Source organism: Arthrobacter sp. ISL-5, assembly GCF_018613835.1.
Lineage (GTDB): Bacteria > Actinomycetota > Actinomycetes > Actinomycetales > Micrococcaceae > Arthrobacter.
Window position 1 is genome coordinate 32961 of the sequence record NZ_JAGGPM010000026.1, and the last position, 25367, is coordinate 58327.

The 25367-nt window shown below is 59.2% G+C and carries 23 protein-coding genes and 1 pseudogene; 18 read left to right on the forward strand and 6 right to left on the reverse strand.

Annotated elements, in window-relative coordinates; genetic code table 11:
- Positions 1-41 precede the first annotated feature (41 nt).
- The gene (locus J7I89_RS14235) at positions 42-515 is read right to left on the reverse strand and encodes a MaoC/PaaZ C-terminal domain-containing protein (protein WP_214971508.1); all 474 of its coding nucleotides are present in this window, start codon (positions 513-515) and stop codon (positions 42-44) included.
- 119 nt (positions 516-634) lie between these two features.
- A complete protein-coding gene (locus tag J7I89_RS14240; protein WP_214971511.1) occupies positions 635-2320 on the reverse strand; it encodes a CdaR family transcriptional regulator in 1686 nt (561 codons plus the stop codon).
- Between the two features lie 173 nt (positions 2321-2493).
- Here J7I89_RS14240 and J7I89_RS14245 point away from each other — a divergent pair, with 173 nt between their 5' ends.
- The 9 genes from J7I89_RS14245 (at position 2494) to J7I89_RS14285 (ending at position 12675) form a co-directional block, all read left to right on the forward strand.
- Positions 2494-3336 (forward strand): citryl-CoA lyase, encoded by an 843-nt coding sequence (locus J7I89_RS14245; RefSeq protein ID WP_214971514.1) that lies wholly within the window; start codon positions 2494-2496, stop codon positions 3334-3336.
- 42 nt (positions 3337-3378) lie between these two features.
- Complete coding sequence (locus J7I89_RS14250; RefSeq protein WP_214971517.1) at positions 3379-4572, forward strand: FAD-binding oxidoreductase; 1194 nt, start codon at positions 3379-3381, stop codon at positions 4570-4572.
- Between the two features lie 266 nt (positions 4573-4838).
- The gene (locus tag J7I89_RS14255) at positions 4839-5741 is read left to right on the forward strand and encodes a nitrilase-related carbon-nitrogen hydrolase (protein ID WP_214971520.1); all 903 of its coding nucleotides are present in this window, start codon (positions 4839-4841) and stop codon (positions 5739-5741) included.
- Positions 5738-6157 (forward strand): thioesterase family protein, encoded by a 420-nt coding sequence (locus tag J7I89_RS14260; protein ID WP_214971523.1) that lies wholly within the window; start codon positions 5738-5740, stop codon positions 6155-6157. Before J7I89_RS14255 ends, J7I89_RS14260 begins: the two co-directional genes overlap by 4 nt.
- Before the next feature lie 103 nt (positions 6158-6260).
- Positions 6261-7031 carry an electron transfer flavoprotein subunit beta/FixA family protein gene (locus tag J7I89_RS14265; protein WP_214971525.1) on the forward strand — a complete coding sequence of 257 codons (771 nt, stop codon included), beginning with the start codon at positions 6261-6263 and terminating at the stop codon, positions 7029-7031.
- A gap of 35 nt (positions 7032-7066) precedes the next feature.
- The gene (locus J7I89_RS14270) at positions 7067-8047 is read left to right on the forward strand and encodes an electron transfer flavoprotein subunit alpha/FixB family protein (RefSeq protein WP_214971528.1); all 981 of its coding nucleotides are present in this window, start codon (positions 7067-7069) and stop codon (positions 8045-8047) included.
- Between the two features lie 17 nt (positions 8048-8064).
- Positions 8065-9324, forward strand: a complete 1260-nt coding sequence (locus J7I89_RS14275; RefSeq protein WP_251045340.1) for a cytochrome b/b6 domain-containing protein — start codon at positions 8065-8067, stop codon at positions 9322-9324.
- A 51-nt stretch (positions 9325-9375) separates the two neighbouring features.
- Positions 9376-10815, forward strand: a complete 1440-nt coding sequence (locus J7I89_RS14280) for an aldehyde dehydrogenase family protein (RefSeq protein WP_214971531.1) — start codon at positions 9376-9378, stop codon at positions 10813-10815.
- Between the two features lie 624 nt (positions 10816-11439).
- Positions 11440-12675: an MFS transporter gene (locus J7I89_RS14285; RefSeq protein WP_285290222.1), complete on the forward strand. Its 1236-nt coding sequence runs from the start codon at positions 11440-11442 to the stop codon at positions 12673-12675.
- A 44-nt stretch (positions 12676-12719) separates the two neighbouring features.
- Here J7I89_RS14285 and J7I89_RS14290 read toward each other — a convergent pair whose 3' ends face one another.
- The gene (locus J7I89_RS14290) at positions 12720-13031 is read right to left on the reverse strand and encodes a hypothetical protein (protein WP_214971537.1); all 312 of its coding nucleotides are present in this window, start codon (positions 13029-13031) and stop codon (positions 12720-12722) included.
- Here J7I89_RS14290 and J7I89_RS14295 point away from each other — a divergent pair.
- The 3 genes from J7I89_RS14295 (at position 13024) to J7I89_RS14305 (ending at position 14201) form a co-directional block, all read left to right on the forward strand.
- A complete protein-coding gene (locus J7I89_RS14295) occupies positions 13024-13362 on the forward strand; it encodes a hypothetical protein (RefSeq protein WP_214971541.1) in 339 nt (112 codons plus the stop codon). The two genes, J7I89_RS14290 and J7I89_RS14295, sit on opposite strands and share 8 nt — an antisense overlap.
- A gap of 216 nt (positions 13363-13578) precedes the next feature.
- Positions 13579-13797, forward strand: a complete 219-nt coding sequence (locus tag J7I89_RS14300) for a hypothetical protein (RefSeq protein WP_214971543.1) — start codon at positions 13579-13581, stop codon at positions 13795-13797.
- Between the two features lie 50 nt (positions 13798-13847).
- A complete protein-coding gene (locus tag J7I89_RS14305) occupies positions 13848-14201 on the forward strand; it encodes a hypothetical protein (RefSeq protein ID WP_214971545.1) in 354 nt (117 codons plus the stop codon).
- 48 nt (positions 14202-14249) lie between these two features.
- Here the strand turns inward: J7I89_RS14305 and J7I89_RS14310 are convergent, their stop codons facing one another.
- Positions 14250-15320, reverse strand: coding sequence for an IS110 family transposase (locus tag J7I89_RS14310; RefSeq protein ID WP_214971546.1), 1071 nt, complete (start codon positions 15318-15320; stop codon positions 14250-14252).
- 435 nt (positions 15321-15755) lie between these two features.
- Positions 15756-17078: an ISL3 family transposase gene (locus J7I89_RS14315; RefSeq protein ID WP_214971548.1), complete on the reverse strand. Its 1323-nt coding sequence runs from the start codon at positions 17076-17078 to the stop codon at positions 15756-15758.
- Positions 17079-17622: 544 nt separating this feature from the next.
- Here J7I89_RS14315 and J7I89_RS14320 point away from each other — a divergent pair.
- The 4 genes from J7I89_RS14320 (at position 17623) to J7I89_RS14335 (ending at position 21239) form a co-directional block, all read left to right on the forward strand.
- Positions 17623-18414, forward strand: coding sequence for an SDR family NAD(P)-dependent oxidoreductase (locus tag J7I89_RS14320; protein ID WP_214971549.1), 792 nt, complete (start codon positions 17623-17625; stop codon positions 18412-18414).
- A gap of 58 nt (positions 18415-18472) precedes the next feature.
- Complete coding sequence (locus J7I89_RS14325) at positions 18473-19228, forward strand: enoyl-CoA hydratase-related protein (RefSeq protein ID WP_214971551.1); 756 nt, start codon at positions 18473-18475, stop codon at positions 19226-19228.
- A 168-nt stretch (positions 19229-19396) separates the two neighbouring features.
- Entirely contained in the window at positions 19397-20935 is a 1539-nt protein-coding gene (locus J7I89_RS14330; protein ID WP_214971554.1) for a class I adenylate-forming enzyme family protein, read from the forward strand.
- 139 nt (positions 20936-21074) lie between these two features.
- Positions 21075-21239: a hypothetical protein gene (locus J7I89_RS14335; protein WP_214971556.1), complete on the forward strand. Its 165-nt coding sequence runs from the start codon at positions 21075-21077 to the stop codon at positions 21237-21239.
- A gap of 9 nt (positions 21240-21248) precedes the next feature.
- Here J7I89_RS14335 and J7I89_RS14340 read toward each other — a convergent pair whose 3' ends face one another.
- A complete protein-coding gene (locus tag J7I89_RS14340; RefSeq protein ID WP_214971603.1) occupies positions 21249-22649 on the reverse strand; it encodes an IS1380 family transposase in 1401 nt (466 codons plus the stop codon).
- A gap of 882 nt (positions 22650-23531) precedes the next feature.
- Here J7I89_RS14340 and J7I89_RS14345 point away from each other — a divergent pair.
- Both J7I89_RS14345 and J7I89_RS25955 read left to right on the forward strand, forming a co-directional pair.
- Positions 23532-24980 (forward strand): APC family permease, encoded by a 1449-nt coding sequence (locus J7I89_RS14345; RefSeq protein WP_214971559.1) that lies wholly within the window; start codon positions 23532-23534, stop codon positions 24978-24980.
- A 166-nt stretch (positions 24981-25146) separates the two neighbouring features.
- Positions 25147-25356, forward strand: a pseudogene (locus J7I89_RS25955) (FAD-dependent oxidoreductase); the annotation flags it as partial.
- Positions 25357-25367: the final 11 nt, after the last annotated feature.

A 25367-nucleotide genomic window follows, 5' to 3' on the forward strand; every position in this document is an offset into this window, starting at 1 on the left:
CCTTTTTATGAATAAGGACCTGGTCTCCCTCGCGTCACACCCTACTTACGCTTGAACATCACGTTCCACTGGCCTTCCTGACAGACCTGACCTCGCTGATTAAGTACTTTGACGTCGAAAACGATAATGCCTCGGTCGTGCTTGGAACGGGATGGCCGCAATTCGGCGACGGTCTGCTCGACATGAATTGTATCGCCGATGAGCACCGGTGCGCGCATGTTCCAGGTCATGCCGAGGAAGGCGATGGCGGTCTCCGCTTTGAGACCCAATGTTGATTCGAGGCCTGTGGCGATAGCGAACACGCCGGGACCGTGGAAGATTCTGCCGCCGAATTGGGTGGTCTTGGCGTACTCCTCATCGATGTGCAGGGGATTGAAGTCACCGGAGATGCCGGCAAAAAGTGTTACCTCGGCGTTCGTGATCGTGCGCTTAGGTGTTATCCAGTTTTGTCCGACCTGGAAATCATCGAAGTACATCCCTGTGCTAGTGGGAGTCGTCACAGCTAGTTCGGTCATGGAAGAGCATCCTTTCAAAGTTGTCCTTAATCAATTGTTCTTGGGATGGCCAAGGTAAGGGATTGTGAGCAGACCGAAAGCTCTGGAGATGTCCTGTTACTCTTACTAAGCGCTCCCGCTTAGTAACTCCTCTGCCCGGGCGGCTTCGTAGCGGTGAACTCTGATGCATGTCGAATATCGCTAGTAGAGATGCCCGTTCTGGTGATGCCTTCGTCGTTCCCGAGCGTTCCCTGCCGCACGGTGTTGAGCTTGTCCTGCCTTGTGGAGAGTTCTACTAGTTCCAGCGAGGTGAGTGCCAGGAACAACGATGCTATCGAGGCAGGATCACTGAGTTTCAGCTCCAGTAATTCTTCGACCTTGCCCAAACGGTAGCGAAGCGTGTTGTGGTGGATACCCAGAGCGTCGGCTGTCGAGTTGATGTTCTGGGAGTTCTCGAAGTACTGACGCAGCGCGTGCAGCATCGGTTCTCTTTCCAGCAGTGGCGCAAGAAATGAACGAGAGGCCTGCACAATAGTTTCTAGGCCCGCTGAAGCAAAGACTCGGGTAGCGAAATCGAATTGTTCGAACGCCATCTGTGATTCACCGTGCCGACCCGCCTGGATTGTCCGTATGGCAATGAGGGCATCGGCGTACGAGTCTGAAATATCTCCGATGGTGTGGATTTCCCGGCCAATGCCGAAGATAAGCGGACCCAGTGCCTCGCGACTGATGCGGATCAACCGTGTGATAGTTTCAGCATTAGCTTGAACCAAGTAAACACCTGCGGAGTCCCGTGAAGTTACGAGATACGCGGTGTCAGACTCTGTCAGAGCAAGCTTGAAGGACTGTTGACGCTGCTGATGCAGTGGGCTCGGTGAGGCATGATCACGTGTTCTTCCCGAGGAAACTACAACTCTCAACGGGTTCTGGATGTCAATGCCTAATGCCCCGAGCCTACTGGTGAGCTCGGGCGATTGGGGTTTAGACCTCAAAGCCAGCGCTTCGTCGAATATCGAGGCGCGGATGGCAGTTTCCTGCTGTTCAGCGGAGGCTTGCATACGCCTGGCCGCCTCAACGAGCGTCGCAACGATATGTGCTGCCGCTGCTTCTTGAGTGTTCGGGAAGGCAGTACGACGTGCTGCAACAATTAACCAACCGCTAAGATTCCGCTGCCCGATGTCACTGTCCTTGAGCCGGATTGCCAGGCCTTCCCAGCCTTCGACTGATACATGTTGGGAGGAAGCTTCCGTCTTCCTTACCTGCTCCAGGAAAAGGCTGAGGGGAAGGCTTCCAGTACTTTCTCTCACCCGGCCGTGATTATCCAAAACTAGACAGACGGCATTAGTGACCTTTTGGAGTCGCCGAAGCAACTCTTCGATTGCGTCTGCGTGTTCAAGAGCTTGGCTAAAACTTCGTTGAAGAGCGGTGAGCCGACGCAGCTCTGCCACGCTCGCCGGTTGAGTGAGCCGCGAGAGTACGGAAACAATCGTGACGGCGTCGTTGACATGCTCTGCGCGCAGGATAGCATGGCGACTCTCTGCGAAAGGAATCTCCTGCAAGATCTCGCTGGGCCATCCGCACAGCGCCAAAGTCTGCGGCTCGGCGGTTGTAAGGAACCGACGGAGCGATTCTACCGCGTTGGGGTCCTGGGCATAGGGCAAAACTAGGAGGGTTTCGCTGCCCACCCGCCTTACGTCTTTCTGCCAAAAAGAAGCGGTTCGCACTGAGATCAGGGCGGTATCCGCCCCCGTTGGCACAATGCGCACAGTATCGCCCAAAGCCGAGATGAGACCATCCAGGCTCACCAGGTCCTGAAGATCTTCCATGGGTAGTCCTTCGCGACGTTCAGGTCCACGAGTAGCGACAAACCATTGCGGTCTGCGCTGAGCCAAACTATCACAGAGCGGGGGGAAAAAATTTGGAAAATTTCCAAGTGCCTTCTACTCACAGCACAAATACGTTTGAAACATAATGCACTTCTGGAAGGGAACGGGCAGGGATGACTGAAAACACCTCAAAGTACTGGCAGACGTCGGTGAGTGAGATTGAACCTGAACATATTTATGTGAGGGGTTACGACCTGGAGAAGCTGATAGGCCTGCCCTTCGCAGCGGCAACGTACTTGCTCATCAGGGGTGAGATGCCCTCGCCTCAGCAGGCCCGCGTGGTGGATGCGGTACTCAGCGGGGTGCTCGATTACGGCCTGGAGAAAGCTGGAACAGTAGCGGCCCGCGCAGTGGTTTCGAGCAATCCGAATATGCAGGCAGGTCTGGCAGCGGCCGTTCTTGCAGCTGGTGAGCATAGTCTTGCTACCGAGAATGCTGCGCGTTTCATTTTGGACCATTTCAAGGCGTTTGAAGTCTCAGGCCTAGATATGAGCTCCTATGCCAAGCAAGTGGTCGCCGAGGCGCGCGATAAGCGCTCTCGGATCCCTGGCTTCGGTCACCAGGTGTTCCGCGGTGAAGATCCACGTGGTCAAAAGTTGAAGTCGATCACTCAGCGGGAGGGACTCTGGGGCGGTCCTGCGGTCCTGTATGAAGCGATTCATCAGGAGTTTGTAAAGAACCCTAAGGTCGCACATTTTCCAATTAACGATGTAGGGATCATGGCCGCAGTATCTGTAGCCTTAGGGTTCACTCCGGAGGAGTCGACCGCTCTTGCAGTGATTGGCACTCTTCCAGGTGTGGCGGCGCACATCACAGAGGAGCTTCACTCGGGACGCCTTGTACGAGCCATTCCAGCCGGCGACGTTGACTACACAGTTTCCCGGCGTGATTTCGACGAGGATGCCTCCCGACTAGGGTGGCCGGTGCCTGATACTTTAACCAGTAGCCAGTTGTAGCTCGTAATCCGTTTCACCTGGCTTGTAAGGATGTGGACAAACGTGAATCCCGTACTTGATTCTGCTGACGTCGTGGTGATTGGCGCCGGCATCGCCGGGATAACTACGGCCTTTGAACTGCGAGAACGCGGATACGACGTAGTGGTCGTTGAGCAACGTTTTCCAGCCTACGGTGCATCGGGACGGAGTACCGGGGCGGTTTGGCTCCAAACATGTCAGGCCGGTCCTGAACTCGATTTGGCGCGGGCTGGCAGGGACAAGTACCAGTGGTATGTTGACAGGCTTGGCAACACCTTCGACTACAGGCAAAAGGGCGGACTGTTCTTCTTCGAAACCGAGGCCCAAGGCCTCATTCTCGAAGACTACGTCAAGGACCGGTCCAATGCGGGTCTTCAGGTTGAACTCCTCAGCGCCAAAGATGCGAAGGCCCAAAGCTCGCTGCTTCCTCAAACCGCTATTGGTGCTGTCTTCTGTGCTGACGACGCTCAGGTTGATGCCCCTCGCTTTGTGAATGCCGTAGCTGGGGCGTGCGCCAGGAAGGGCGTGCGGATCTACGAGAACACCTCGGTAATGTCGAGTATCCGGCAGGGAGATTCTGTGGCCGGCGTTAGAACAACTAGGGGTGACATCCTCACCCCGGGCATTGTTTGGGCCACCGGGGCATGGGCTGTGAACCTGTCGACCGAAGGTATCGATATACCTATTGCCACGGCGCGGCAGGGACAGATTCTGACACAGACACTTCCACCGGTTCCAGCGCCCATTATGCGCGGCCCCCGCGGGGTGACCTGGGCCAGCGCGCTCACTGCCCTGCAGGCGTATGAGGAAAGTGTGTTCGCTCCTCCTCAGGCCGGAGCTCAGGGCGGAGGATCTTTGCAATACGATGACACGATTGCTCAAAACAGCGAAGGCGGTCTTTTCATCGGTTCAAGTGTCGATGAGCCCGGCGCCCTCAACCCGCATATTGGCATGTTGGCAACCAACGCCATGTTGACGGCCGCGTTGGACCGGTACCCCGAGCAGGCGGCGCTCGGGGTCGTCGGGCTCTGGGCCGGGATAACGAGCTGGACGGAGGACCACCTTCCAGTGATAGACCGGGTCGATGGGCTTTATCTAAATGTTGGCCACTCGCGTGGCATTACCACCGGACCGATCGGCGGCGAGTTGATGGCAGCGGTAGTCTCAGGTGAGTCACCCTCGCTGGCGGACACGTTGTCTTACCGGCGATTGACCTGACGTCCGGCTTCGACGAACTCCACGGCTCGACAGTCGCCTTGCCGTATCTCCGCTCACCCCGGGTCTTGGACTTTTAACCATCAGGTCCGCCTTCCATACAAAAATTAACAAAGGGCCGGGTCGCGGAAGGCGAATAGTGTGTTAGAACGCACATGCGCAATTGCACTCTGTACGACGGAGGAGCAAAGGTTTCCGCGAGCACCAACGCTTGCTCCCAAAGGACCGCGCAGTCGTCCAAAGGAAACGCTGAAAGAAGGGATTCTGCCGTGACGAATCTACGCGTGGCTTGTGTGCAGTTCGGCCTGCAGAGCGAGTCGTCGCTTGCACGTCACCTGTCCAAGATGGAAAGGCTGGTCGAAGAAGCCGTCGCAGGGGGTGCAGACCTGGTCATTTTCCCTGAATTTTCAAGCGTTGGCCTGTTGGGTGCGATCGAGGACCACCGCGTTGTCGGTGACACCGTAGCTGATGACTACCGGGAATTCCTTGCCCCGCTCTTCCCCGACATTGCTGCCGGAGTGCAGGCTATGGCAAGTCGCCATCGCGTGACTCTCCTAGGCGGAACTCACAATCGTGTAGCCCCTGACGGGTCGCTGCGCAACACCGCTATTCTCGCTCACCCTGACGGCTCCCTTGAGTTCCAGGACAAAATTCACCTCACGCCGCAGGAACACGCGATGGGCTCAGTTGGCGGCGATCAATTGCTGGTGACGACCGTCGGACCTTTCACCGCAGGCATCCTGATATGCGCCGATGTGCAGTACCCGGAGCTTTCTCGACAGCTTGTTGCACAGGGCGTAGAGCTCATCATTTGCCCTTCACTGACGTGGAACCGTCGTGGTGTGTACCGGGTAAAAACAGGCTGCGCTGCTCGAGCAATCGAAAACCAGTGCTACGTCGCAATGAGTCCGCTGGTTGGCACTAGCGGGCTGCCGGCGGACGCGCCTATGTATGCGGTGGGCAGGGCATTGGTGACAACACCGGTTGACAAGACGTTCGGGCTTAACGACGGGTGTCTGGCGGTGGCCGACGCGGACGGTGAACACATCATCTATGCGGACCTGGATCGCGCACAGCTGTTGGCATCACGCGAACGCCCAGAAGCGCCCGGCCTAAAATTGCAGCGACCTGAGCTGTATGCCCAGCTCCGTGCGGAAGGGGTTCCGCGATGACGACCTTCCGACACCGAGTCCGGTACCACGAGGTCGACCAGCAAGGGTACCTTTTCAACGCACGCTACTTTGAGATCGCTGACGTCGCTATGACGGAATACTTCCGCGATCTGGGTTGGCGTTATGACGAGCTCAATGCCTTGGGAGTGGATCCTTCTGTGGTTCACGTAAGTGCCGAGTTTACGGGGCCTGCGCGCTTCGATGACCAGCTCGACGTCAAGACGTTCTGTCACCGGGTCGGTACCTCCAGTTTTCAGCTGACAACCCAGATCGAACTCGGGGAAGCACCCGTGGCATCCCTGAATATCGTTTACGTCAATGTCGACGCGAGCCTCGCCCGGTCCCTGCCCCTGCCGGAGCCAGTGAGCTCAGCGCTACGTAATTCGATGGAGCCGCAGCAGGTTGTCCGGGAATGACCGGGAAATCTTCATCCTCACAGACAGCCAATGGCGGAGTTTCGCCGACATTTTACTCGAGCTGACTCAGCTCACCTGAACACTCTCGAATTTAAGGAAAGTCATGAAAATCCTAGTGCTCAGCAAGGAAGTACCCGATACAGGGACGGAACGCGTACTCGACCCCGTCACCGGCATCCTGGACCGGTCAGCTTCCGACCCCGTGGCTGACGAAATCAACGAACGTACCCTCGAGCATGCTCTGCGATACCGTGACGCCGGTGGAACTGCAGAAATCGTGATACTGACTGTCGGGCCCGAAACCGCTGCACCTTCGGTGCGAAAATTCCTCGCCATGGGCGCTGATTCTGCGGTGATCGTCTCCGACCCGGAAATTGCTGGTGCCGATGCCGCACGTACTGCACAGATCATCGCGGCAGCAGTGCAAAAGGTCGGTCCGGACCTGGTACTTGCCGGCAACGAGTCCACGGACGGCTGGAGCGGTCTCGTTCCTTCAATGGTCGCAGAGTTTCTTGGCTGGCCGGTACTGCCTGCACTGTTCGAAATCGAGATCGCAACCGACAAGGTATCCGGGTCGACTGTAGTCGAGGCGGAGACCCTGGGTCTGAGTGCTTCACTTCCGGCAGTGGCCGCCGTAACCGAGCGTTCAGCCGACGCCCGCTTCCCGAACTTCAAGGGCCTTATGCAGGCTAAAAAGAAGCCTCTCGAAGTGTGGAACCTGGCAGACATTGGAGCAACCGAAGCGCGGGCGGCAACGTCAGTTATGGTCTCAGCGACGCGGCGGCCTGCACGCGCAGCTGGTGTGAAAATTAGCGACGACGGAACGGCAGCAAACCAGCTCGTCGATTTCCTTGCCTCGAACCGGCTGATCTGACGGCCATCGAAACAAACCTCCGGATAGGAATTAACATGGTAAACGTTCTGGTATACGTAGAGACGAATGGTGAGGGAGCAGTCAAGGCGAACGCTTCTGGTGTGCTTGCCGCAGCCGCGTCAATCGGCACTCCTCTGGCAGTTGTGGTATCGCCTTCAGGCTCCGATAACGAATCCCTCACAGCACGGTTGGGTGAACTCGGCGCTGAAACCATCTATATTGCTGACCGCCATGGTGGGCTCGGTCTCAGCGAGGTTGCAGCAATGGCTGCGGCCTATGAGGCCGCAGTGCCAGATGCCGTGCTGCTTCCCAACACCAATGACTCCCGGTCAATTGCGGCTCGTCTTGCTGTCCGTATAGGCGGAGCTGTTGCCGCCGATGCAGTGGGGCTCCGCTATGACTCTGACGCAGGCGAAGTTATCGTCAGGCACTCAGTTTTCGGCGGCGACTATTTGACCGAATCCACCGTAGATGGGGGACCACTGATCGTGACGGTCCGGCAAGGCGCCGTCGACGGTAAGGCAGAGGCGGTCAGCTTTCCGAAAATAATTTCGCTGTCCCTTGCCCCTACCGAGGCCCGGGGCGCAGAACTAACGAGCGTGGAAAGTCTCCAGCTCGAATCTGACCGTCCGGCTCTGCGAGAAGCCAAGATTGTGGTTTCAGGTGGCCGCGGGCTGGGGTCTCGCGAAGACTTTTCGCTTGTGGAACAACTCGCTGACGTGCTGGGCGCTGCGGTCGGCGCCTCCCGCGCCGCCGTCGACGCCGGCTACGTGCCGCAGTCTTACCAGGTGGGGCAAACAGGGGTCACGGTCACACCACAGGTCTACATTGCCCTGGGCATCTCCGGGGCAATCCAGCACCGTGCCGGCATGCAGACCTCTAAATTCATCATCGCCATTAACAATGACGCCGACGCTCCAATTTTCGACGTTGCAGATTTCGGTGTCGTCGGGGACCTCTTCACCCTCGTTCCGCAACTCGTCGAGAACATCAACCTGCGCCGCGCCGCCGCCTAAATACCTTGGGAAGCACCATGACAGAGGAAGCTCAAAACGGCCCACGTAAACAACGGATGGGTAATGCGGCAGCCACCAATCCTTCGGCATCAGCACCTGCCCAAATTCAAGAGCCAGCCAAGCCTTCAGCCGCACCCGTCGCCAAGAAGACCCGCATGAGTGCCACACCCGTACAGTCGGAGCCGCGCGAAACTGCGGCACCTTCACGAACCCGAATGGGCGGCAACCCGACTGCGCCGACAGCCTCCCCGGACTCACAGAGTGAACCGGCGGCCCGGCTGCGCAGCTCGGCAGAGATCTCACAGACGCAGGCCCCCCGAGCAGCACCCCGGACATCCAATCGCATGCCAAACGCCATTCTCGTCCGGCTGTCCAACATCCAATGGAAGCGCATACTTCCCTTCCTGGGAGGGCTGATCGTAGCCGCAGTGACCTTGGTGCTCCTTTCACGATGGCTGCGCAGCTTGCCGGAGGTGCAGTCGTTTCTCCTCACGTTTCCGGGAAACCCCACCCTTCCCGAAAGCGCACCCACAGGGCTTCCTGCTTGGATGGGTTGGCAGCACTTCCTCAACATGTTCTTCCTGGTCCTGATAGTGCGCACGGGTTTGCAAGTACGGCATGAGAAAAAAGCACCCGCCTCCTTCACACCCAAAGAGGGCTCTTTCTTTTCGCCCAAGGGCAGCACACCCAAAAAGGTCAGCCTCACACAATGGCTGCACCAGTCGCTCGACGTGCTCTGGGTACTCAACGGCCTTATCTTCATTGTGCTGCTTTTCGTCACATCACAATGGATGAAAATTGTTCCTACCAACCTCGACGTGATACCGAACGCCCTGTCCGCCGCGCTTCAATATGCCTCGCTGGACTGGCCCCATGAAAACGGTTGGCTGTATTACAACGCGCTGCAGATGCTCGCTTACTTCACAACCGTATTCCTAGCCGCCCCCCTGGCAATCCTTTCCGGAATGCGTTTCTCAACCTGGTGGCCCGACAAGAACGGGCGCCTCTCGAAAATCTACCCTGTAGAGATCGCCCGAAAAGTGCACTATCCGGTGATGCTGTACTTCGTTGCATTCACCGTTGTGCACGTTTTCCTGGTCTTCTTCACCGGTGCCTTACGGAACCTCAATCACATGTATACCTCGCGTGACGTCGTCGACTGGGTCGGCCTCGGGGTCTTCATCCTTTCTCTCGTGGTGACCGCCGCCGCTTGGATACTTACCAAGCCACTATTTACGCGTCCCCTGGCAGAGAGATTCGGGACGCTGTCGAAGTAGTCCGGCGTCCGCGCTGCGGTCGGTGGACGCATCAAAACGAAAGGCAAGATTTTGACGATTGTAGAAATGCCGGCCCTGCCACTCCTGCATCACCTCATAGGTGATGCACGTGTAGCAGGATCAGAGGTATTGCCAGTATTCAACCCCAGCACCGGAAAGGAAGTCGCTGCGCAAGCCGTCGCCTCCGAGCAGGACGTTGACGCTGCTGTCCGAGCAGCAACAACGGCCTTCAAGACATGGCGCTCCACGACCTCAGCACAACGTGCAGAGCTGCTCTACAAATTGGCCGATGCCATCGCAGCTGAGAGCGAAAACTTTGCCAGGCTGGAATCGCTCGACGTTGGCAGGCCAATCACGGCATCGAGAATGGAAATGCCCTTCAACTACGATCCTCTGCGCTATTTCGCCGGTGCAGCACGCGTATCGCACGGAACCTCGATAGGAAATGTGGGACCCGGGCTACATGCACGGGTGGAGCGTGAGCCAATCGGTGTAGTGGGTCTTATCATTCCCTGGAACTTCCCACTCCTTGAGGCAGTCTGGAAGATCGCCCCGGCGCTGGCCGCGGGGAACACGCTTGTAATGAAGGTCACCGGTGTGACGCCGCTCAGTACAACGCGGATTTTCGAACTCGCCTCCAAAATATTTCCCCCGGGGGTCCTGAACCTCATCCTCGGTAACTCCGTTGGCGGAAAGGCGCTGGCAGCTCACCCGGGCGTTTCCATGGTGTCGCTGACTGGAGCCACGACCACCGGCAAACAGGTGGCCGCGTCCGGTGCGCAGACACTGAAACGCGTGCACCTCGAGCTGGGAGGCAAGGCGCCCGTGCTCGTGCACCCCGGAATTGACCTCGCGGCAGCGGCAGAATATCTCGCAGGAACCGGCTTCGCGAATTCGGGACAGGATTGCACAGCTCCGAGTCGTGTCATCGTCCACGAGGCTGCCTACGACGAATTTGTCAGCTATTACCTAAAGCATGCCGGCGACATCAAGGTCGGGGCAGGGCTGGATGAGACAACCACAATGGGTCCCCTCGTTTCAAAGACTCATCGGGATTCAGTTCAGGGTTTCGTGGACCGGGCGAAGGCGTACGCCGAAATTGCGCTGGGGGGCGAAGGTGTTGAAGACAACGGCTACTATGTGCAGCCGACCGTCATCCTCGCCCCGGCACAGGACTCGGAAGTCGTCCAAGAAGAGGTCTTTGGCCCGGTCGTTTCAATTCAGAAGGCTCGTAACGAGGACGAGATGCTCACCTGGGCAAACGACGTGCAGTACGGCCTCTCTGCAAGCGTTTGGAGCAATGACATAAACGTCACTCAGCGGGCGGCCCGTGAGCTGGAATTCGGCACTGTATGGATCAACACCCACATGGAGGTGGTCCCCGAAGCACCGTTCGGGGGCTTCGGGAACTCAGGATACGGCAAAGAGCTCTCCATGATGGCACTGGAGGAATACTCGCGCTACAAAACCGTGATGACGCGGACAAGCTAACCAACGGCCTAAGAAAACGCATCCACATGGAGCCCCGGCAGTACGCCGGGGCTCCATTTTGCTGCTTAGGAGCCCGTATCACCGTACTCACGCGCAAGATCAGGCTCGAGAGTACGTTGCTGCTTTGGATGAAATGCCCCCGCTTACCGTGTTTTTCAGCGACGCACTCTTCCGGGCTAGCGGTATGCGCGCGCAATAACGTTAGCCGCATTTAGGAGAGAAAGGAGGAACTAGCAGTCATACACCTTGCCTACCATTTACAACTTGCTGTCAGTGATGGTCGAAAACTGAGCCGTTTCGTGGGCACACCATGGCTCAGTTCTCGACCGTCACCGACACTTGCCCGCCGTGCATGACTGCATCCGAGGTATCAATCAACGGCCCGTCCTCGGCGGTCGTTCCCGCCATAACCAACCAGATTGGTTCTTTACCAAGAAATGCAGTCTAAGTCCTCAACTGTTCCAATTTAAAGATTATGCGGGCTCGGCTAAAATCGCGGAATCGGGCCAAAAACTATGCCCTCTTCCGAAGCAGTGATACTCCAAAATTTATCCCCAAGGAGCTAAGATTTTGTCTACTAGTACCGCTGTCTCTACGAAAAAGTCCACACCAGCCAGAGCAGCATTGGCAGGGTTTCTGGGTAGTACCGTGGAATTCTATGATTTGGTTGCCTACGGCACGGCAGCAGCGTTCGTTTTCGGGCCCCTTTTCTTCAGTCAAGCCAGCCCTGCGGCAGCCACCGCCCTTTCCTTCGCGACGTTCGCAAGCGGTTATCTCGTACGCCCTCTCGGCGGTCTCCTATTCGGGCATATAGCAGACACCAGAGGACGCCGATTGTCCATGATATTAACCCTACTCCTCATGGGAGGAGCAACCGTACTCGTCGGTTTACTACCCACCCATGCAATGATCGGCGACTGGGCCCCCGTCCTCCTCGTCTTCTTCCGTTTACTTCAGGGCCTCGCCGTCGGCGGAGAACAGGGCGGGGCAATGACGCTTGTAGTCGAACACGCCCCGGCGGGGCGTAGTGGATTTTTCGGTTCTTTTGCAACCGCGGGAACGCAGGCGGGAACCGTACTCGCCACCGGTGTCTTTGCCTTGGCTTCCTTGTTGCCAACGGATCAGTTCATGGCCTGGGGCTGGCGCATACCTTTTCTCGCCAGCGTTGTGATTATTGTCGTCGCCTACTTCGTTAGAAACTCCTTGCACGAGGCGGAGGAGTTCCTCGCGATTAAGGAAAAAGTTCCGACAAACCCGATAATGAATGCACTCCGGCACGATCTCCGACAGGTTCTGGGAGTAACGCTGGTCTATTCATCCGTCCACGTGGGATGGTACGTTCTTACGGTTTTCAGTCTCAGCTATGCAGTTTCCGCCGGTGTCGACCGGACGTCTATGTTGTGGATCGTCGCCGCCTCGGCCGGCGCCGTTATCTTTATGAACCCCGTTTGGGGCGCGCTTTCAGACCGATACGGCCGGCGCCGCCTGCTCGTCACGGGACTGATCTGTTACGGAATCATGATGTTTCTTTACTTTGGTGCTGTCGCACTGGGGAGTCCTTGGCTAATCCTTCTTACCATGGTGCTTGCAACGGCAACCGGACACGCAGCGCTCAATGGCATTACCCCGGCGTTCTTCATCGAACACCTTCCGGTCGAAACGCGAGCTACGGCCAGCGGCATGGGTATACAGGTTTCGGCTGTTCTCGGGGGTTTTGTGCCTTTGATCGCAACAGGGCTCGCCGGGACCTCATGGGGAACTTCCGCGGTCAGCGCGGCTGCTGCAATCGTCTTCTCAGTCAGTATCATCAGCATTCTCACGCTGTTCCCGACCCGCGTCCTGCGAGGGGACGCCACCTAGCAAATGGTGTCTACCTGGCTCTGGGCACCCGTGTTTTTAACACCCTAGTATCCGTATTGTGGCCCTTCGCAGATGAGCATGGTTGTCTGTTGCCGGTAGGGCGGGCTGGCGGACGGTGTTGTTGAAACCAAAGAACGGGCCAGCGGGGAGGTGGAGAACGTGGCCTGGAAGCCGCTGCCGCGTATTTGGTTGCGCTGATCGGGAAGCCGCAGGCTTACCCCGATGGCGGACAGCGCCGCCTGCACCCCGCACGCTTGCAGAGGGAGGAATCCGCCCTGACTCCCCTTTGGGTGTACCGAGAGCACTTCCCAAAGGGCCAAGACCCTGAACAACCCGAAGGAAAGATCGATGACCACCAGTTCCTCCGCCGTGGCCCTCACGGTCCCCGCCACCAACCGTGGTGCTGGGAAAGAAGCTTTCGCCCACGGATGGGGGGACGGATCCCAGGCCATGATCCAGCCGTTGATCCTGGAACTTTCCGTCCGGATCAGCCGCAGGGCCGCGCTCCTGAAGGCGTCATCCAATAACCCGGCTCCGTACTCCGAGGACATAGCCGCTCTCGCATGGATTCAGCAATCCCTGGAAGACGTTGAAGCCACCATCATTGGGCTGTCGGAGGCAAAGCGCCGCCGTTCTGCGGCGTTCCAGGGTCCGGACCCTTCTTCTGCTGGAAACCTCGTTCCCTAAGTTCCGCCGGGCCAACCGCCGCCGTTCTGCGGCGTTCCAGGGTCCGGACCCTTCTTCTGCTGGAAACCTCGTTCCCTAAGTTCCGCCGGGCCAACCGCCGCCTCGATCAAGGCTCCTGTTGACCATGCCGGCGGGCCGCCGTTCTTCCCCTCGACGCCAAGGGCATCTGGCGTGCCAAAGTACGTATCACCGCCCTCAGAGTAAGGACTCATCACCATGCACACAACAAACTGTTGTCTCGAGGTAGCCGTTAAAACCCGAAGGGAACTGGACGCCGCCCTGGAGGAGGCGGTGGATCTGCTGAAGCCGGCGGCGATGACCGGACAGGTCGGCATCTCCGTGACGCGGCTGGCCCCGGGGCGCTATGCGGCGCGTCTGAACGCCGACGTTCCCGCGGGCCTGACCATCGAAATATGGGGCAGTGAGCCGCGGTGAGCCAGGGGCCGCAAGGTGTCTCCGCTGCGACGGCCAGCAGCGATTTTAATATGGTCTGCCCTGCTTCCCGCGAGGCCGGCTGCTCGCTGCGTGCGGCGGCCGTCGAGGCAGTGCCGGGGAGAAACGGGTTGAAGGAGTCGCTGACAGCATGCGAAATCGACATCTTCCTGTCCCTGGCCCGCGGCCACCGCATCGTGGTGAGAGACCACGAAACGGGGGCATTGTGGCGCGGATCGGTTGACATGACGTTTCCCGAACACGGATTCGTCTGGGTTATCACGGACTTCGGCGAACGGAAGTTGCTCGATATTGGCGTGCACACGCTCTGGCGGCCAGATGAGTCGCGAGCTTGCGCCAGCGTCCGCCGGGAAGCTGGCAACGGCACCGGCCAGCTGGAATCATGACCCTCCCAATGACGCGTTTAAGCATGGTTGGTGACCCTTCTATAGTTGTCAAGCGCTGCAGAGGTACGGATTTGTCGCGTTGAGTGTTCGGTAGATCCGCCGGGCGAGATAGCGTTTCACGCACCGGCGGATTTCCCTTGTGGTCCGCCCTTCGGCTTGTCGTTTCTCGACGTATTCGATGGTTTTGGCGTCGAATGTCATCCTGCTGCGGGCGACCACGTGCAGTGCTTTGTTCAGGGTTCTGTCTCCGCCGCGGTTGAGTCTGTGCCGGATGGTGTTGCCGGAAGAGGCCGGAATCGGGTTCACCCCGGCCAGGGAGGCGAAGGCGGCCTCGGAACGTACCCTGCCTTGGTGGGACCACGCGGTAAGGCAGATGGCGGCCGTGACGGGACCGAAGCCGGTTTCCTGCAGTAATGGTGCGGCTTCGCTGATTTCGACCAGTTCGGTGATCCGGGCATTGTTGGTCTTGATGTCCGCGTCGAGCTCGCAGATGCGTTTGGCCAGCCGGACTGCTTCGGAGCGGGCAACGGACAGGGCGAGCGGTTCTTCACGGGCACGCCAGCGGGACACCTCGACGATCTGGGTTCCGGTCAAGGATTTACGGGTGTCAAGACCAAGGTCGTTCACCCGGAGCAGCGCGGTCAACGCGTTCACCGCCCGGGTGCGGTCGGTGGTCATGGACTCACGCGCGCAGACCAGAACCCGCAAGGCTGCGCGAACCCCTTCATTCAGCCGCGGCCGGCGCAACTGCTGCTCCTCCAAGGGCAGGACGGCGGCGGCGATCCGGTGCGCGTCCAATGGATCAGACTTACCAATTCCGTGATGGGCCCGGGCATCCATGCGCGCGGCTTCGGCAACCTCGTAACCGACAGCGCTGACAGCACCGGCCAGCAGCGCCCCGTAGGAAGCAGCGCCCTCGATCACCCATAGGGTAGCAAGGTCAGCGCCGGTGCGGCGCGCCACCCCGGTGATGGCCCGGTTGATGCCGGCGCTGGTGGTTGGAAAATCCCGCGTCTCGAGCAGTTCGCCGGTCGCGGTGGCGATGATGGCGTAGACATGGTTTTTGGCGTGAGTGTCAACGCCCACGACAAATGGGTGGGAATGAGCAACGATAGACATGGCGGTTCTGGCACCTTCCTCTTTTCGCGGATATGGTCAGGCCCGTGCACGGCCGCTACCAGTCCGGGTAGAGGTCACTTCGGAACAGCACTGTGACGAGCCACGCCCCTTGGGGCGGGCAACCTTCTGATCAAGTTACCGAGGTGGGCCGGGAAGGTACCGGCCGCCCACCCCGCGGACGGACAAGTCACCACAAGGGCACCCAACGGGGGGGGCCAAGTGTTTGATGAGTCACGGCCACAGGGCGGAACGGCCAGCACCTACTCTGCCAGCCAGTCCCAGACCAGCCACCCCAATCCTCACAGTGTTTGATCCGGTAGGGGCGGTGGCCCCCTGCGGCGAGCAGGCATCGGAGCCGGTAGTTGGTGAAGTTTCCGGAAGCCCCGGGCGATTCGGCGGGTTTCTTGAGACGTCCGTTGTTGGGGCCCTTCGCATTTAGACACGGTTTGTCTTTTTGATTCGGTAGGGGCGGTGGCCGCCGGCGGCGAGCAGGCATCTGAGTCTGTAGTTGGTGAAGTTGCGGAAGCCGCGGGCGATTCGGCGGGTGGTTTCGATGACGCCATTGATCGCCTCGGTGGGCCCGTTGGAGGCTCCCTGGGTGTCGAAGTAGGCCAGAATGGCCGCCTTCCATTGTTTGAGTGTCCGGCCGAGGCGTGCGACTTCCGGGATCGGGCAGGTAGGGAACGACGCAATCACCTCTTTGACGAGTTCACGGCCACGTTCCGGCCTGGCGTGGTAGATGTTGCGGAGCTTCTGATAGCACTGCCATGCCAACGTGACTTCGTGGTCCGGGTCCCCGCTGGTAAGTTTCGCGTCCAGCCGTGCAGACTGTTTCTCGCTGAGGCGTTCGGCACCGATCTGCAGGGTCCGCCGGATCCCGTAGAGCGGGTCGCCTTTGCGGCCGCGGTGCCCCAGGGTGTCCTGCTGGACGCGGCGGCGGACTTCGTCGACCATGGCTGAGCCGAGCTTCACGACATGGAACGCGTCTAGGACGGTGATGGCTTCGGGCAGCTCGTCGCGGATCGCGTTGGCGTAGCCGCGGAACGGGTCCAGCGCCGCTGTCTTGATCCCGGCGGTAAATTCAACGCCGCGGTCTTTGAGCCAGTCAGCGTACGCCTTACCCGACCGGCCCGGAACCAGGTCCAGTAACCGGGCATGCACCAAACCGTGTGCATCGCGGGTGTGGTCCACGATCCCGGTAACCATGCCGGACCCTGGCGGGCCGGTATGGGCCCAGACATGCTCGTCGACGCCGAGCGCATCCACCCCGGATAGCCGGTCCGCCGCTGCAACCCGGCGGGAGGCCTCCACCCGCACCGCATCCCAGACGGTGTGCCAGGAAACGTCGAGCTGATGAGCCAGCGCCGAAACGGAGGTATCGAAACGCTGCAGCGCGTCAGTCGCCCAACCCACCGCGCGGGCGGTCAGTTTCGCCCGCGGTCCTGTCAGCGGGTGCTCCTCGGTGAACGTTGTCCTGGGGCAGTCCGGGTCCGGGCACCGCCAGACACGCTTGTCCCACAGCAGCCGCACCGGCCGGCCGAAACACGGGGTGTCATGGAGCCGGACCTGGCGGCGTCCGTGGCCAACCGCGACGACGCCGCAGTCAGGACAACCGGCGAGGTCATCCCCGGTTTCGGTGCGCAGAAGCAGGCCGGCCGCAGTTGCCGTGACGGAGCTGACGTGGATGCCCTCGACACCGAGCAGCGCGTCAGCGCGTGTGCACCAGCGGCCATGGGAACAAGACATAGAGTTAGTCATGTCAGGGTCTCTTTTGGGTATTGGTTTGCTTGGTCGCAACCAATTCAAAGAGCCCTGACCTCTTTTCCGCCGCACCACGCCGCACCACAAACAGCCAACCCCGCGGCGGCACTTTCAGACCGCCCTAACCACGCTCATCTGTGAAGGGCCCGTATTGTCAACCCAGCTCTCCCATACCCTCGGCAGGGTAACCGGCCCCAGTATTTCCGCTCAGGTCAGACAGCCGGGCGATGCCGACCCTATTGAAATCCCAACAGTCCACGAGCTGACGCTAGGCGGACGTCCAGCCCTTCCAACCTTCAGGCGCGGGCCCTCTTGGGGCAGGTGCAGTGATCGAACGCAGCCTACGTGTGGCCCTTCACTCCCCTCCAGCCATAACTCCAGGAGCTGCTGATCCATGAGGTGAAGAAACGCACCATCTGGATCCTTCCCAACAAGTGGAGACTTTGTCTGTTAAATCAACCAGTTTCTTCCGCTTAGAGGCAGCGTAGCGTCGTATCAAAGGTGCCGCTCCATCATGTTGGACGGCGGAAAGGAAATAACTATGTCTCCAGCACGAATTCATAAGCCTCTATCGGAAACGTCGGTGCTGATCGCCGGAGGAAGCTCAGGCATCGGCTTCGCAAGTGCCCTGGCTTTCGTCGACGCCGGTGTGCCACAGATAGTGCTGTTGTCCAAAAATGAGGAACGCGGAGAATTTGCACGTGACCAGGTTCAGCGGCGAAGCAACCGTACTAAGGTGACGTTCATCCCGTGCGATGCGACAAACCCGGAAGAAGTCAGTCGGGCCGTCGCGAAAGCACATAGCGAAATGGGCGCTATCGATGCCCTTGTAACATCCGTTTCCGCCCCCAGCGTTCCCGAGCTGTTGCACCGCACCAAGCTTGCAGACATACCTGACATGTTGGCCCTGCAAGCTCTTCCGCCGATGTTGCTAACCCGGGCGGTGTTTCCCATCATGGAGGCTTCCGGAGGCGGCTCCATTGTGAACGTGGCGTCGGACGCCGCTAAGCTCGCAACCCCCGGCGAAAGTGTACTCGGCGGAGCGATGGCGGCAATTGTGATGTTCTCGAGAGTAGCGGCGATCGAAGGTAAACGCCACGGGATTCGGGTCAACACGCTTACGCCGTCCCTTCTCACGGACACTGCCACAACCGCACGGGCCACTGAGAGCGGTTTCAGCAAAAAGCTTTTTGAAAAGGCAGCCTTGCTCGCGGACCTAGGGGTGCCCGAGTCAGCCGACCAAGCCGAACTCGTGGTGTTCCTTTCGAGTCCGGCAGCGGCTCGCCTCACAGGCCAGGCCATCAGCGTTAACGGCGGGATTTCAGCGGCGTGACCCCAAGGATAGAGTCGAAAACACCACGATCTTGGGCTAGTAGAGATGGATATCAACCATGACCGTTGTGACCGAAGTTCGGGATCGTGTACTAATCATCCGCATCGAGCGTGAGAACAAGCGCAACGCTATCGATCGTGAAACTTCTCTTGAGCTAGATGCGGCACTGAACCACCTCGAAGATGAACCAGAACTTTGGGCGGGAGTACTGACCGGAACGCCCAACATATTCTCGGCAGGCAGCGACCTCCGAAACGCGCCAGGGGAAACGGTGACACCGCGGGGTGGTGAGTACGGCTTGATTCGCCGCCAGCGGACCAAGCCGTTGGTGGCGGCGGTTGAGGGCGTAGCCTTCGGAGGCGGGTTTGAGATTGCCCTGGCGTGTGACCTCATCGTTGCTTCCACAACTGCCCAGTTCTCGTTTCCGGAGGTCAACCGCGGAGTCCTCGCGGCTTCTGGTGGGCTCTTCCGCGCGGTCCGCGCCCTCCCACTACATATCGCCAAGGAGTTGCTCCTGACTGGCGCGGTGCTCGAGCCGGTTCGAGCTCAGCAATTCGGCCTTATTAACCGAGTGACTTCGGCCGGCGGGGCAGAAGAAGAAGCAGTAGCCCTCGCCAAGGAAATCTGCTGCGCCTCACCCATATCTGTGCGAGCCACGCTAGCAGCTGTGGCAGAAGTCGTTGAGCAGGACAACGAACTTGGCTGGTCAGCTACATCCCGTGCATTTTCGATCGTGCGCGAGGGACCCGACGAAAAAGAAGGCATCAACGCCTTCTTTGAAAAGCGACCTCCACGATGGTCCGTCCCTCGATAGGTAGACGGAGAAGCCCTAAGGCCCACGTGCCACCGGCTGAGTGATCAGACCCTAGCCCATGTCCCGAAGCTTAACCGCCCACGTGAACGGGACCCGGATGAACTGGTCTCTGCCATGACCCCTTAACAGAACCGCACACACCAACCTAACCAACAAGCAGGGAACAAAATGAGTGAACGCAAGGAGAAAACCAAGGAGTTCGTCGATGAGCTCGCAAAAGTAGCCACCGTCTCCCCAAAGGCACTGGCTATCATCGACGGCCCTCTTCGTGTTACCTATGAAGAGTTGATGAACCAGGTCAATGAGCTGGCCGTGGCTCTTCAGCAGGCAGGTCTACGCTCGGGCGATCGTGTCGCCCTAGTTGCCGAGAATTCTGCCGAGTACTTGGTCACTGCATTCGCCGTCTGGCGCGCCCATGCCGTTCTGGTCACGATCTATCCGTCTTCAACAGTTTCAACACTTGGTCACTGCTTGAACAGTAGCGACCCTGTGTTGGTTTTCGTCAACGAATCCAGTTTTGATTCGGTCCGCCAGGCAGTTCCCGACTGGCCTGTCGCATTGATCTCCGACCCCTCTGTTCCGCCGGTTCGGAAGGCTGCAAAGGAAACACCCGCAGACGTCCGCGATTCCTTGGCCTTGATCTGCTACACATCGGGAACAACTAGTTATCCGAAGGCTGTCATGGTCTCGACTAAGACGCTATATCACGGCGCATCCGCCTACTCCGAGTCTTGGCACTTGGGTCCCTCCGACCGCACAGTTGTTAGCTTGCCCATGGCTTGGCTCTACGGGCTGAACACAACCTCAATGGCCACCCTGCTCAGAGGCGGAACGGTAATTCCACTGCGTCGCTCGCGGCCCTCCATGCTCATCGACGCGATCGTGGAACATAAGGCCACCTTCCTTCCAGGAGTAACGACAATGTTCGCAAAACTCGTGCAGCATCTGGACGGACTCGATTCTCGGCCTGACCTCTCGTCCTTGCGGTTCTGTCTGTCGGCCGGGGAACCCCGCAACGAGCACGCATTCGATCGATGGACCGCGTACACAGGAGTGCCCGTCTTCGATAACTACAGCGCCTCTGAATGTTATCCGCTGGTCACCTACGATCCGCAGGCTGACCCTGCTCCCGTGCCTGGGTCGGCGGGAAAGGTGGTCCCCGGTTCGGAACTACGTGTAGTGGATCGGAACGGAAATGACGTCGAGCCTGGTGAAGTAGGAGAGGGCCTGTCACGCAGTCCGGGCCTCATGCTCGGATATTGGGAGGATGCGGAGCAAACCCGGGCCGCAATGACAAATGATGGCTGGTATCGCACCAAAGATCTCGTTCGTGTAGATGAATCCGGCTTTGTCTACGTGGTCGGGCGTCTTTCGGACATGATCATCCGTGGTGGGAGCAACGTTTCTCCGGCTGAGGTTGAGCGGGTGGTGCGCGAGCATCCGGGCGTCCGAGATGTCTCGGTAGTGGGGTTGCCGGACGACACCTACGGGCAGCGCGTAGTTGCAGCCGTGGTTCCGGACAGCTCCGTAACGTTCGATAGCACCTCGATCGCGGAGTTCTGCAGTAAGCACTTGCCTTCGTACATGGTTCCAAACGATTACATTCCCGTTCAAGAACTTCCTCAAAGCAAAACGACAGGCAAGGTCGATCGACGTCAGGTTACCGCCATCCTCGAGGCGAACCGAACTACTGCTACCTCTTCCTGATCCCCGCTACATGCGGCCTGCTGCCTTCGGCTGAGTGTGGACACCTGGGTAGGACCTGCTTGCCCTCCGTGGCCTGGATTAGATGATCCCGGCCACGGAGGAGGACAGGACATTACTGCTCTGGTGGAACAGGGCAGTAATGAGCCTCGATTTTTCATGGTGCTCGTTGCTGGCCTTTGATTTGCGGCCGCGGCTGAGTGGCGGTTGTTTTCTGTTTTCGGGCAGTCTGGTGTGCCTGTTGGTTCGCCTGGGTTGGCGCCGGTTCCACTTCCGGGTGATCGTGCTGTTCATTGGGACAGGATGAGGTCCACGATCAGCCTGTGGAAGGAAAGAGCCCTTTGTTGAGCCGGGTGTTGTTCTCCAGGAGAAGTTTCAGGAGCCCCTTTTCCGGGGCTGATTCGGAGAGCAGGAGCTGGTGGCGGCGGGCGCGGGTGATGATTTTCCCGGCGGTCGCGAAGAGCCGGTAGCGCCAGCGTTTGATGTCCCAGGCCTTGGCGTGGTGGCCGTCCGGGAGGGCAGCGAGCTGGAGCCAGGAGACCAGGTTGAGGGCCAGTGCGGCGATGTTTGCCCAGGCCTGGTTCGCGGCGAAGTCGAAGAACGGCAGCTTGCCCAGGCCGGTGTTTTTCAGGGTTTTGATCCTGTTCTCGCACCGGCCGCGGGCGCGGTGCCGGGCGTCCAGGAACGGGCCGTGCCAGCGTGGGGAGTTGGTCAGGAACGCGGTGATCCGGTGTCCGTGGGCATCGAGCAGGGTCGGCTGCGCGCCGGGGTGCAGCGGCTCGGCGCGGAGGAACAGGTTCGTGCCGGGCGGGTAATCGGTGAGCGGGATGACGTCGGTGGCGTTGATGACCCACGCGTCGGTCCGGTCGGTCCCGGACTGGTCCAGGGCCGGCTGCCAGTGCTCTTTGTCGGTGATCCAGTCGATCATGTGCGCTTTGCCGAACGGCAGGGTGTAACTGGTGGAGAATTGCACGCCGAGGCTGTGCAGGTGCCAGAGGAATTTCCGTGAGGCCCCTGCGCTGTCGGTGCGGACCAACACCTTCTCCCCGGCCAGGGTCCCGGCCTCGTTGAAGAAGCTCTCGGGAAGTTGGGCTGCGGCCGTGTGGAAGACCCGGATGTGGTCCTCGGCGCTGTTCGCTCCCGCGTTGCCCGGCCGCAGTACGGCGGCGAGGATCTCCCCGGAACCGTTGCCGCCACCGTAATCGGCGCTGGCGATGAACGGGGCGAACCCGTAGCCACCCTTGTAGGTGCCGGCCACGTTTTCCTTATCCGAATGCGAGGTCACGAGCGTCGCGTCGAGGTCGATGATCAGCGGGTCCGCGGCCGTAGCGGCCAGTGCCGGGTCCCGGTCCCCGGCGGCGTCCCAGGCCCGGGTACGCAGTTCCCGGGTAAGGGTTTCAAATCCGTAACCGAACAGCTCCGGGTTGGCCACGGTGCGTTCGAAGAACCGGGACACGGTCGCGTTCGAGGGCAGCTGGCCGAAGACCCCCGGTGAGGAACGCAGGATGTCCAGATCGGAGGCGTGTTCGCCTCCGGCGGCGAGCATGGCGGCCAACGAACCAACCAGCCGGCCCGGCCGGTGTTTCGCGCCAGAGGGAACAAACTGGCCCAGCCTGTCCTCACACAGCCTGCCGAAACCCAGCGCGTCCATGAAGCCGGTGAGCACCGAAACCCCGGCGTGGGAGATCAGCGACTGGCCGGTGAAACTGACCGGCAGGGACGGAAAACAGCGGTAGACTTCTGCATCGAAAGGGTGCTCCCTCGCTCGGCAAATAACGGTCTCGACAACCACTATTTTCCCAGTTCGGAGCACCCTTTCCCTGATTAACACGCCATCCCGACGGACCCGCCATGAAAACCTGGGGTGAGAGCTGCTCCGAGTGGATCACACCTACTTCTGCGCAATGGAGCATCCTCACCTTACAAGCAGGCGACGACGCATTAGGGCGGCATTCACCTAAGTCGCACGGCCAAGCCCTGCGACTTGCTGCACAGGCATTGCCTTCTGCGCTATCCCTCGTCAGTGACACCGTAAGTTACCCTTTTTGGGGCTGATTCCAGCCACTCCGCCCGACAGCGGCTCATCCGCACCGGGCGCGGCAACCAGCGCTGCTCAATGCGCGTCCCCCGGACATGGAGCCGGTCTGCGAGGCGAGGCGGAACCGGTTTTGGGTGGGTTGACGCCGGCATGACCGCCACACCGCAGCATCAGTGAAGACCTCCGGTTCCTTCCCTGCTGGTTCGGATATTGTCCGGCACGCCGCCCTGAAGAATTTATTGCAGTGCCTGTCAAGGACGACAGGGAGGCTCGGGCGGTCCATTTGGACCCTCGTGTTCTTGGACCCGTGAGGCAACTATGACTGTCTGCTCGAGCGTCACTTAACCATTGCGTACTCACAACTTTCCAGGGCTTCGGCCACCCGAAACTGCTAGGGCCTCTGACCATGAGAAATGGAAGAATGACGAAGGTCACATCTTCGCTTTGTCATTATTCTGACGGAAAATCTCTTGCTCTCGGCTCAGACTTCAACTGTTGGGGGAGCCGGCCAACCAAGATCTGTAGCCGGTGCTTCCCGTTTACCCTTGAAGGAGTAACAGTATGAATGTGGGATCAACCTCACTCGGCGAGGAGTCCAGACGGCTTGCGGCGGGTGATACCGGGCTTCACGGGAACATGAATGTTCTTGAAGTCATGTTCACCGTGATCGCATACAACGGCCCTGCCGTCGTGTTCATGGGATTCATCCCCGTAGCAATCCTAATGGGCAACGGCCTCGGGACTCCGGCGCTGTTCCTCGCCGCTGGACTTTTGGTGATGCTTGTTGCCTCGGGCCTCATGAAGGTTTCCAGCGCCCTGAAGCGGCCGGGCGGATTCTACGCAATCATCACGGCAGGTCTGGGCAGGGGACCAGGACTTGCAGCCGGTTTCGCCGCCATCGTTACCTACTTTGCAGCGCTGATCAGTGTTTATGCTCTTTCTGGCATCGCGCTCAGTGACATTGTGACGACGCTCTTCCATGGCCCCGAGCTTCCGTGGCCGATCGGCGGTCTCACTATACTGACCGTGGTTACAGTGCTTGGGCACTACAACATCGCGTTCTCCGCGAAGGCTCTGGTCATCTTCCTTGGCCTCGAAATGCTGCTTATTGCAACTTACGTCGCTGCCGTACTTATCCGGGGTGGTGCCGACGGCATCGGCTTTGAGTCATTTGACTCCGCCAATATCTTCTCGGGCTCTTTGGCTATTGGCGCACTCTTCGCCGTCGGTCTTTTCGGCGGATTCGAAGCAACGGTGATTTTCCGAGATGAAGTAAAAGACCCTGATCGGACCATTCCCCGAGCCACCTATGGGGTTGTGGCAACTATCGCCCTGATGTACGCGGTGACAGCTTTCGCTTTTATCAATGCCTACGGGGCCAATACCGTCATGGATGTTGTGACAAATGACGGTGTGACCGCTGCAGGGCAAAGTGTCCGTGAGTACGTTGGTGACTTCGCCTACGCAGCTGCCACAGTGCTGCTGTTTACCAGTGGTTTTGCACTGTGCCTTGCCTCGCACAACATCCTTGCACGGTACGTGTTCAACCTTGGCGCTGACGGCGTTCTCCCCTCAAAATTGGGAGTAAGTCACCCTCGCCACGTTTCACCACACCGGGCCTCACTCCTTGTCGGCATCGCGGCGCTGATCGTCGTGGTAATTCTCTTCGTGACTCAGGTGCCCAGGGCCGGCTTGTACGGCTACTTAGCAGGCATCTATTCGTATGGCATGCTCATCATGATCACACTGGTATCCCTAGCCATCAGCGTCTTCTTATTCCGGAACCTTCGAAAGACCGTTCACGCGGTGGCAATGCTGGCAGCCTTCGTCGTCATCGCGTCTATCCTCGTCTTCGCATCGTTCAACTTCGACGTACTGAGTGGGATGACCGGTGCACTGGGCGTTACCGTACTGGCACTAATTTGGCTCTTTGTCTTGTCGGGAACACTAATTGCTGCGCGCCTGAAGCGGACAAAACCCGAGGTGTACGCCAGAATCGGACGTCAGTAGTAGAGCCAACGGTGGAGCTGCCCGCACCTTGCTGGATTTCCCACAATGCGGGCTGCTCTGGCTTGGGTAATGCACAAAGACGCCTGTTTCCAAACAAAGATGTAATAACACCTATATTGAACGTTAAGTGCTCCGCGTTACAGCAGAGTGAAAGTGAGTAAGGCCGATGGCAAACACTGCGCTACAACTAAATGCTGGCCCTCAAGACGTACTCATAGTGGGGGCAGGTCCCTCAGGGGCTACCGCTGCCAGGATCTTGGCAGAGAGCGGCTACAGCGTGACGTGCCTTGAACAAGGCGGTTGGGTCAATCGGCTTGATCTACCGAGCGATAAGCTGGAACGCGAGGTGTACACTGCAAGCTCCTGGTCGACAAACCCGAACGTCCG

Bases quoted from the DNA above. Each gene is read 5' to 3' on its own strand.
- J7I89_RS14235 (WP_214971508.1), bottom strand. From the start codon at position 515: ATGACCGAACTAGCTGTGACGACTCCCACTAGCACAGGGATGTACTTC.
- J7I89_RS14240 (WP_214971511.1), bottom strand. From the start codon at position 2,320: ATGGAAGATCTTCAGGACCTGGTGAGCCTGGATGGTCTCATCTCGGCT.
- J7I89_RS14245 (WP_214971514.1), top strand. From the start codon at position 2,494: ATGACTGAAAACACCTCAAAGTACTGGCAGACGTCGGTGAGTGAGATT.
- J7I89_RS14260 (WP_214971523.1), top strand. From the start codon at position 5,738: ATGACGACCTTCCGACACCGAGTCCGGTACCACGAGGTCGACCAGCAA.
- J7I89_RS14265 (WP_214971525.1), top strand. From the start codon at position 6,261: ATGAAAATCCTAGTGCTCAGCAAGGAAGTACCCGATACAGGGACGGAA.
- J7I89_RS14270 (WP_214971528.1), top strand. From the start codon at position 7,067: ATGGTAAACGTTCTGGTATACGTAGAGACGAATGGTGAGGGAGCAGTC.
- J7I89_RS14275 (WP_251045340.1), top strand. From the start codon at position 8,065: ATGACAGAGGAAGCTCAAAACGGCCCACGTAAACAACGGATGGGTAAT.
- J7I89_RS14295 (WP_214971541.1), top strand. From the start codon at position 13,024: ATGACCACCAGTTCCTCCGCCGTGGCCCTCACGGTCCCCGCCACCAAC.
- J7I89_RS14300 (WP_214971543.1), top strand. From the start codon at position 13,579: ATGCACACAACAAACTGTTGTCTCGAGGTAGCCGTTAAAACCCGAAGG.
- J7I89_RS14305 (WP_214971545.1), top strand. From the start codon at position 13,848: ATGGTCTGCCCTGCTTCCCGCGAGGCCGGCTGCTCGCTGCGTGCGGCG.
- J7I89_RS14310 (WP_214971546.1), bottom strand. From the start codon at position 15,320: ATGTCTATCGTTGCTCATTCCCACCCATTTGTCGTGGGCGTTGACACT.
- J7I89_RS14315 (WP_214971548.1), bottom strand. From the start codon at position 17,078: ATGACTAACTCTATGTCTTGTTCCCATGGCCGCTGGTGCACACGCGCT.
- J7I89_RS14320 (WP_214971549.1), top strand. From the start codon at position 17,623: ATGTCTCCAGCACGAATTCATAAGCCTCTATCGGAAACGTCGGTGCTG.
- J7I89_RS14325 (WP_214971551.1), top strand. From the start codon at position 18,473: ATGACCGTTGTGACCGAAGTTCGGGATCGTGTACTAATCATCCGCATC.
- J7I89_RS14330 (WP_214971554.1), top strand. From the start codon at position 19,397: ATGAGTGAACGCAAGGAGAAAACCAAGGAGTTCGTCGATGAGCTCGCA.
- J7I89_RS14335 (WP_214971556.1), top strand. From the start codon at position 21,075: ATGAGCCTCGATTTTTCATGGTGCTCGTTGCTGGCCTTTGATTTGCGG.
- J7I89_RS14345 (WP_214971559.1), top strand. From the start codon at position 23,532: ATGAATGTGGGATCAACCTCACTCGGCGAGGAGTCCAGACGGCTTGCG.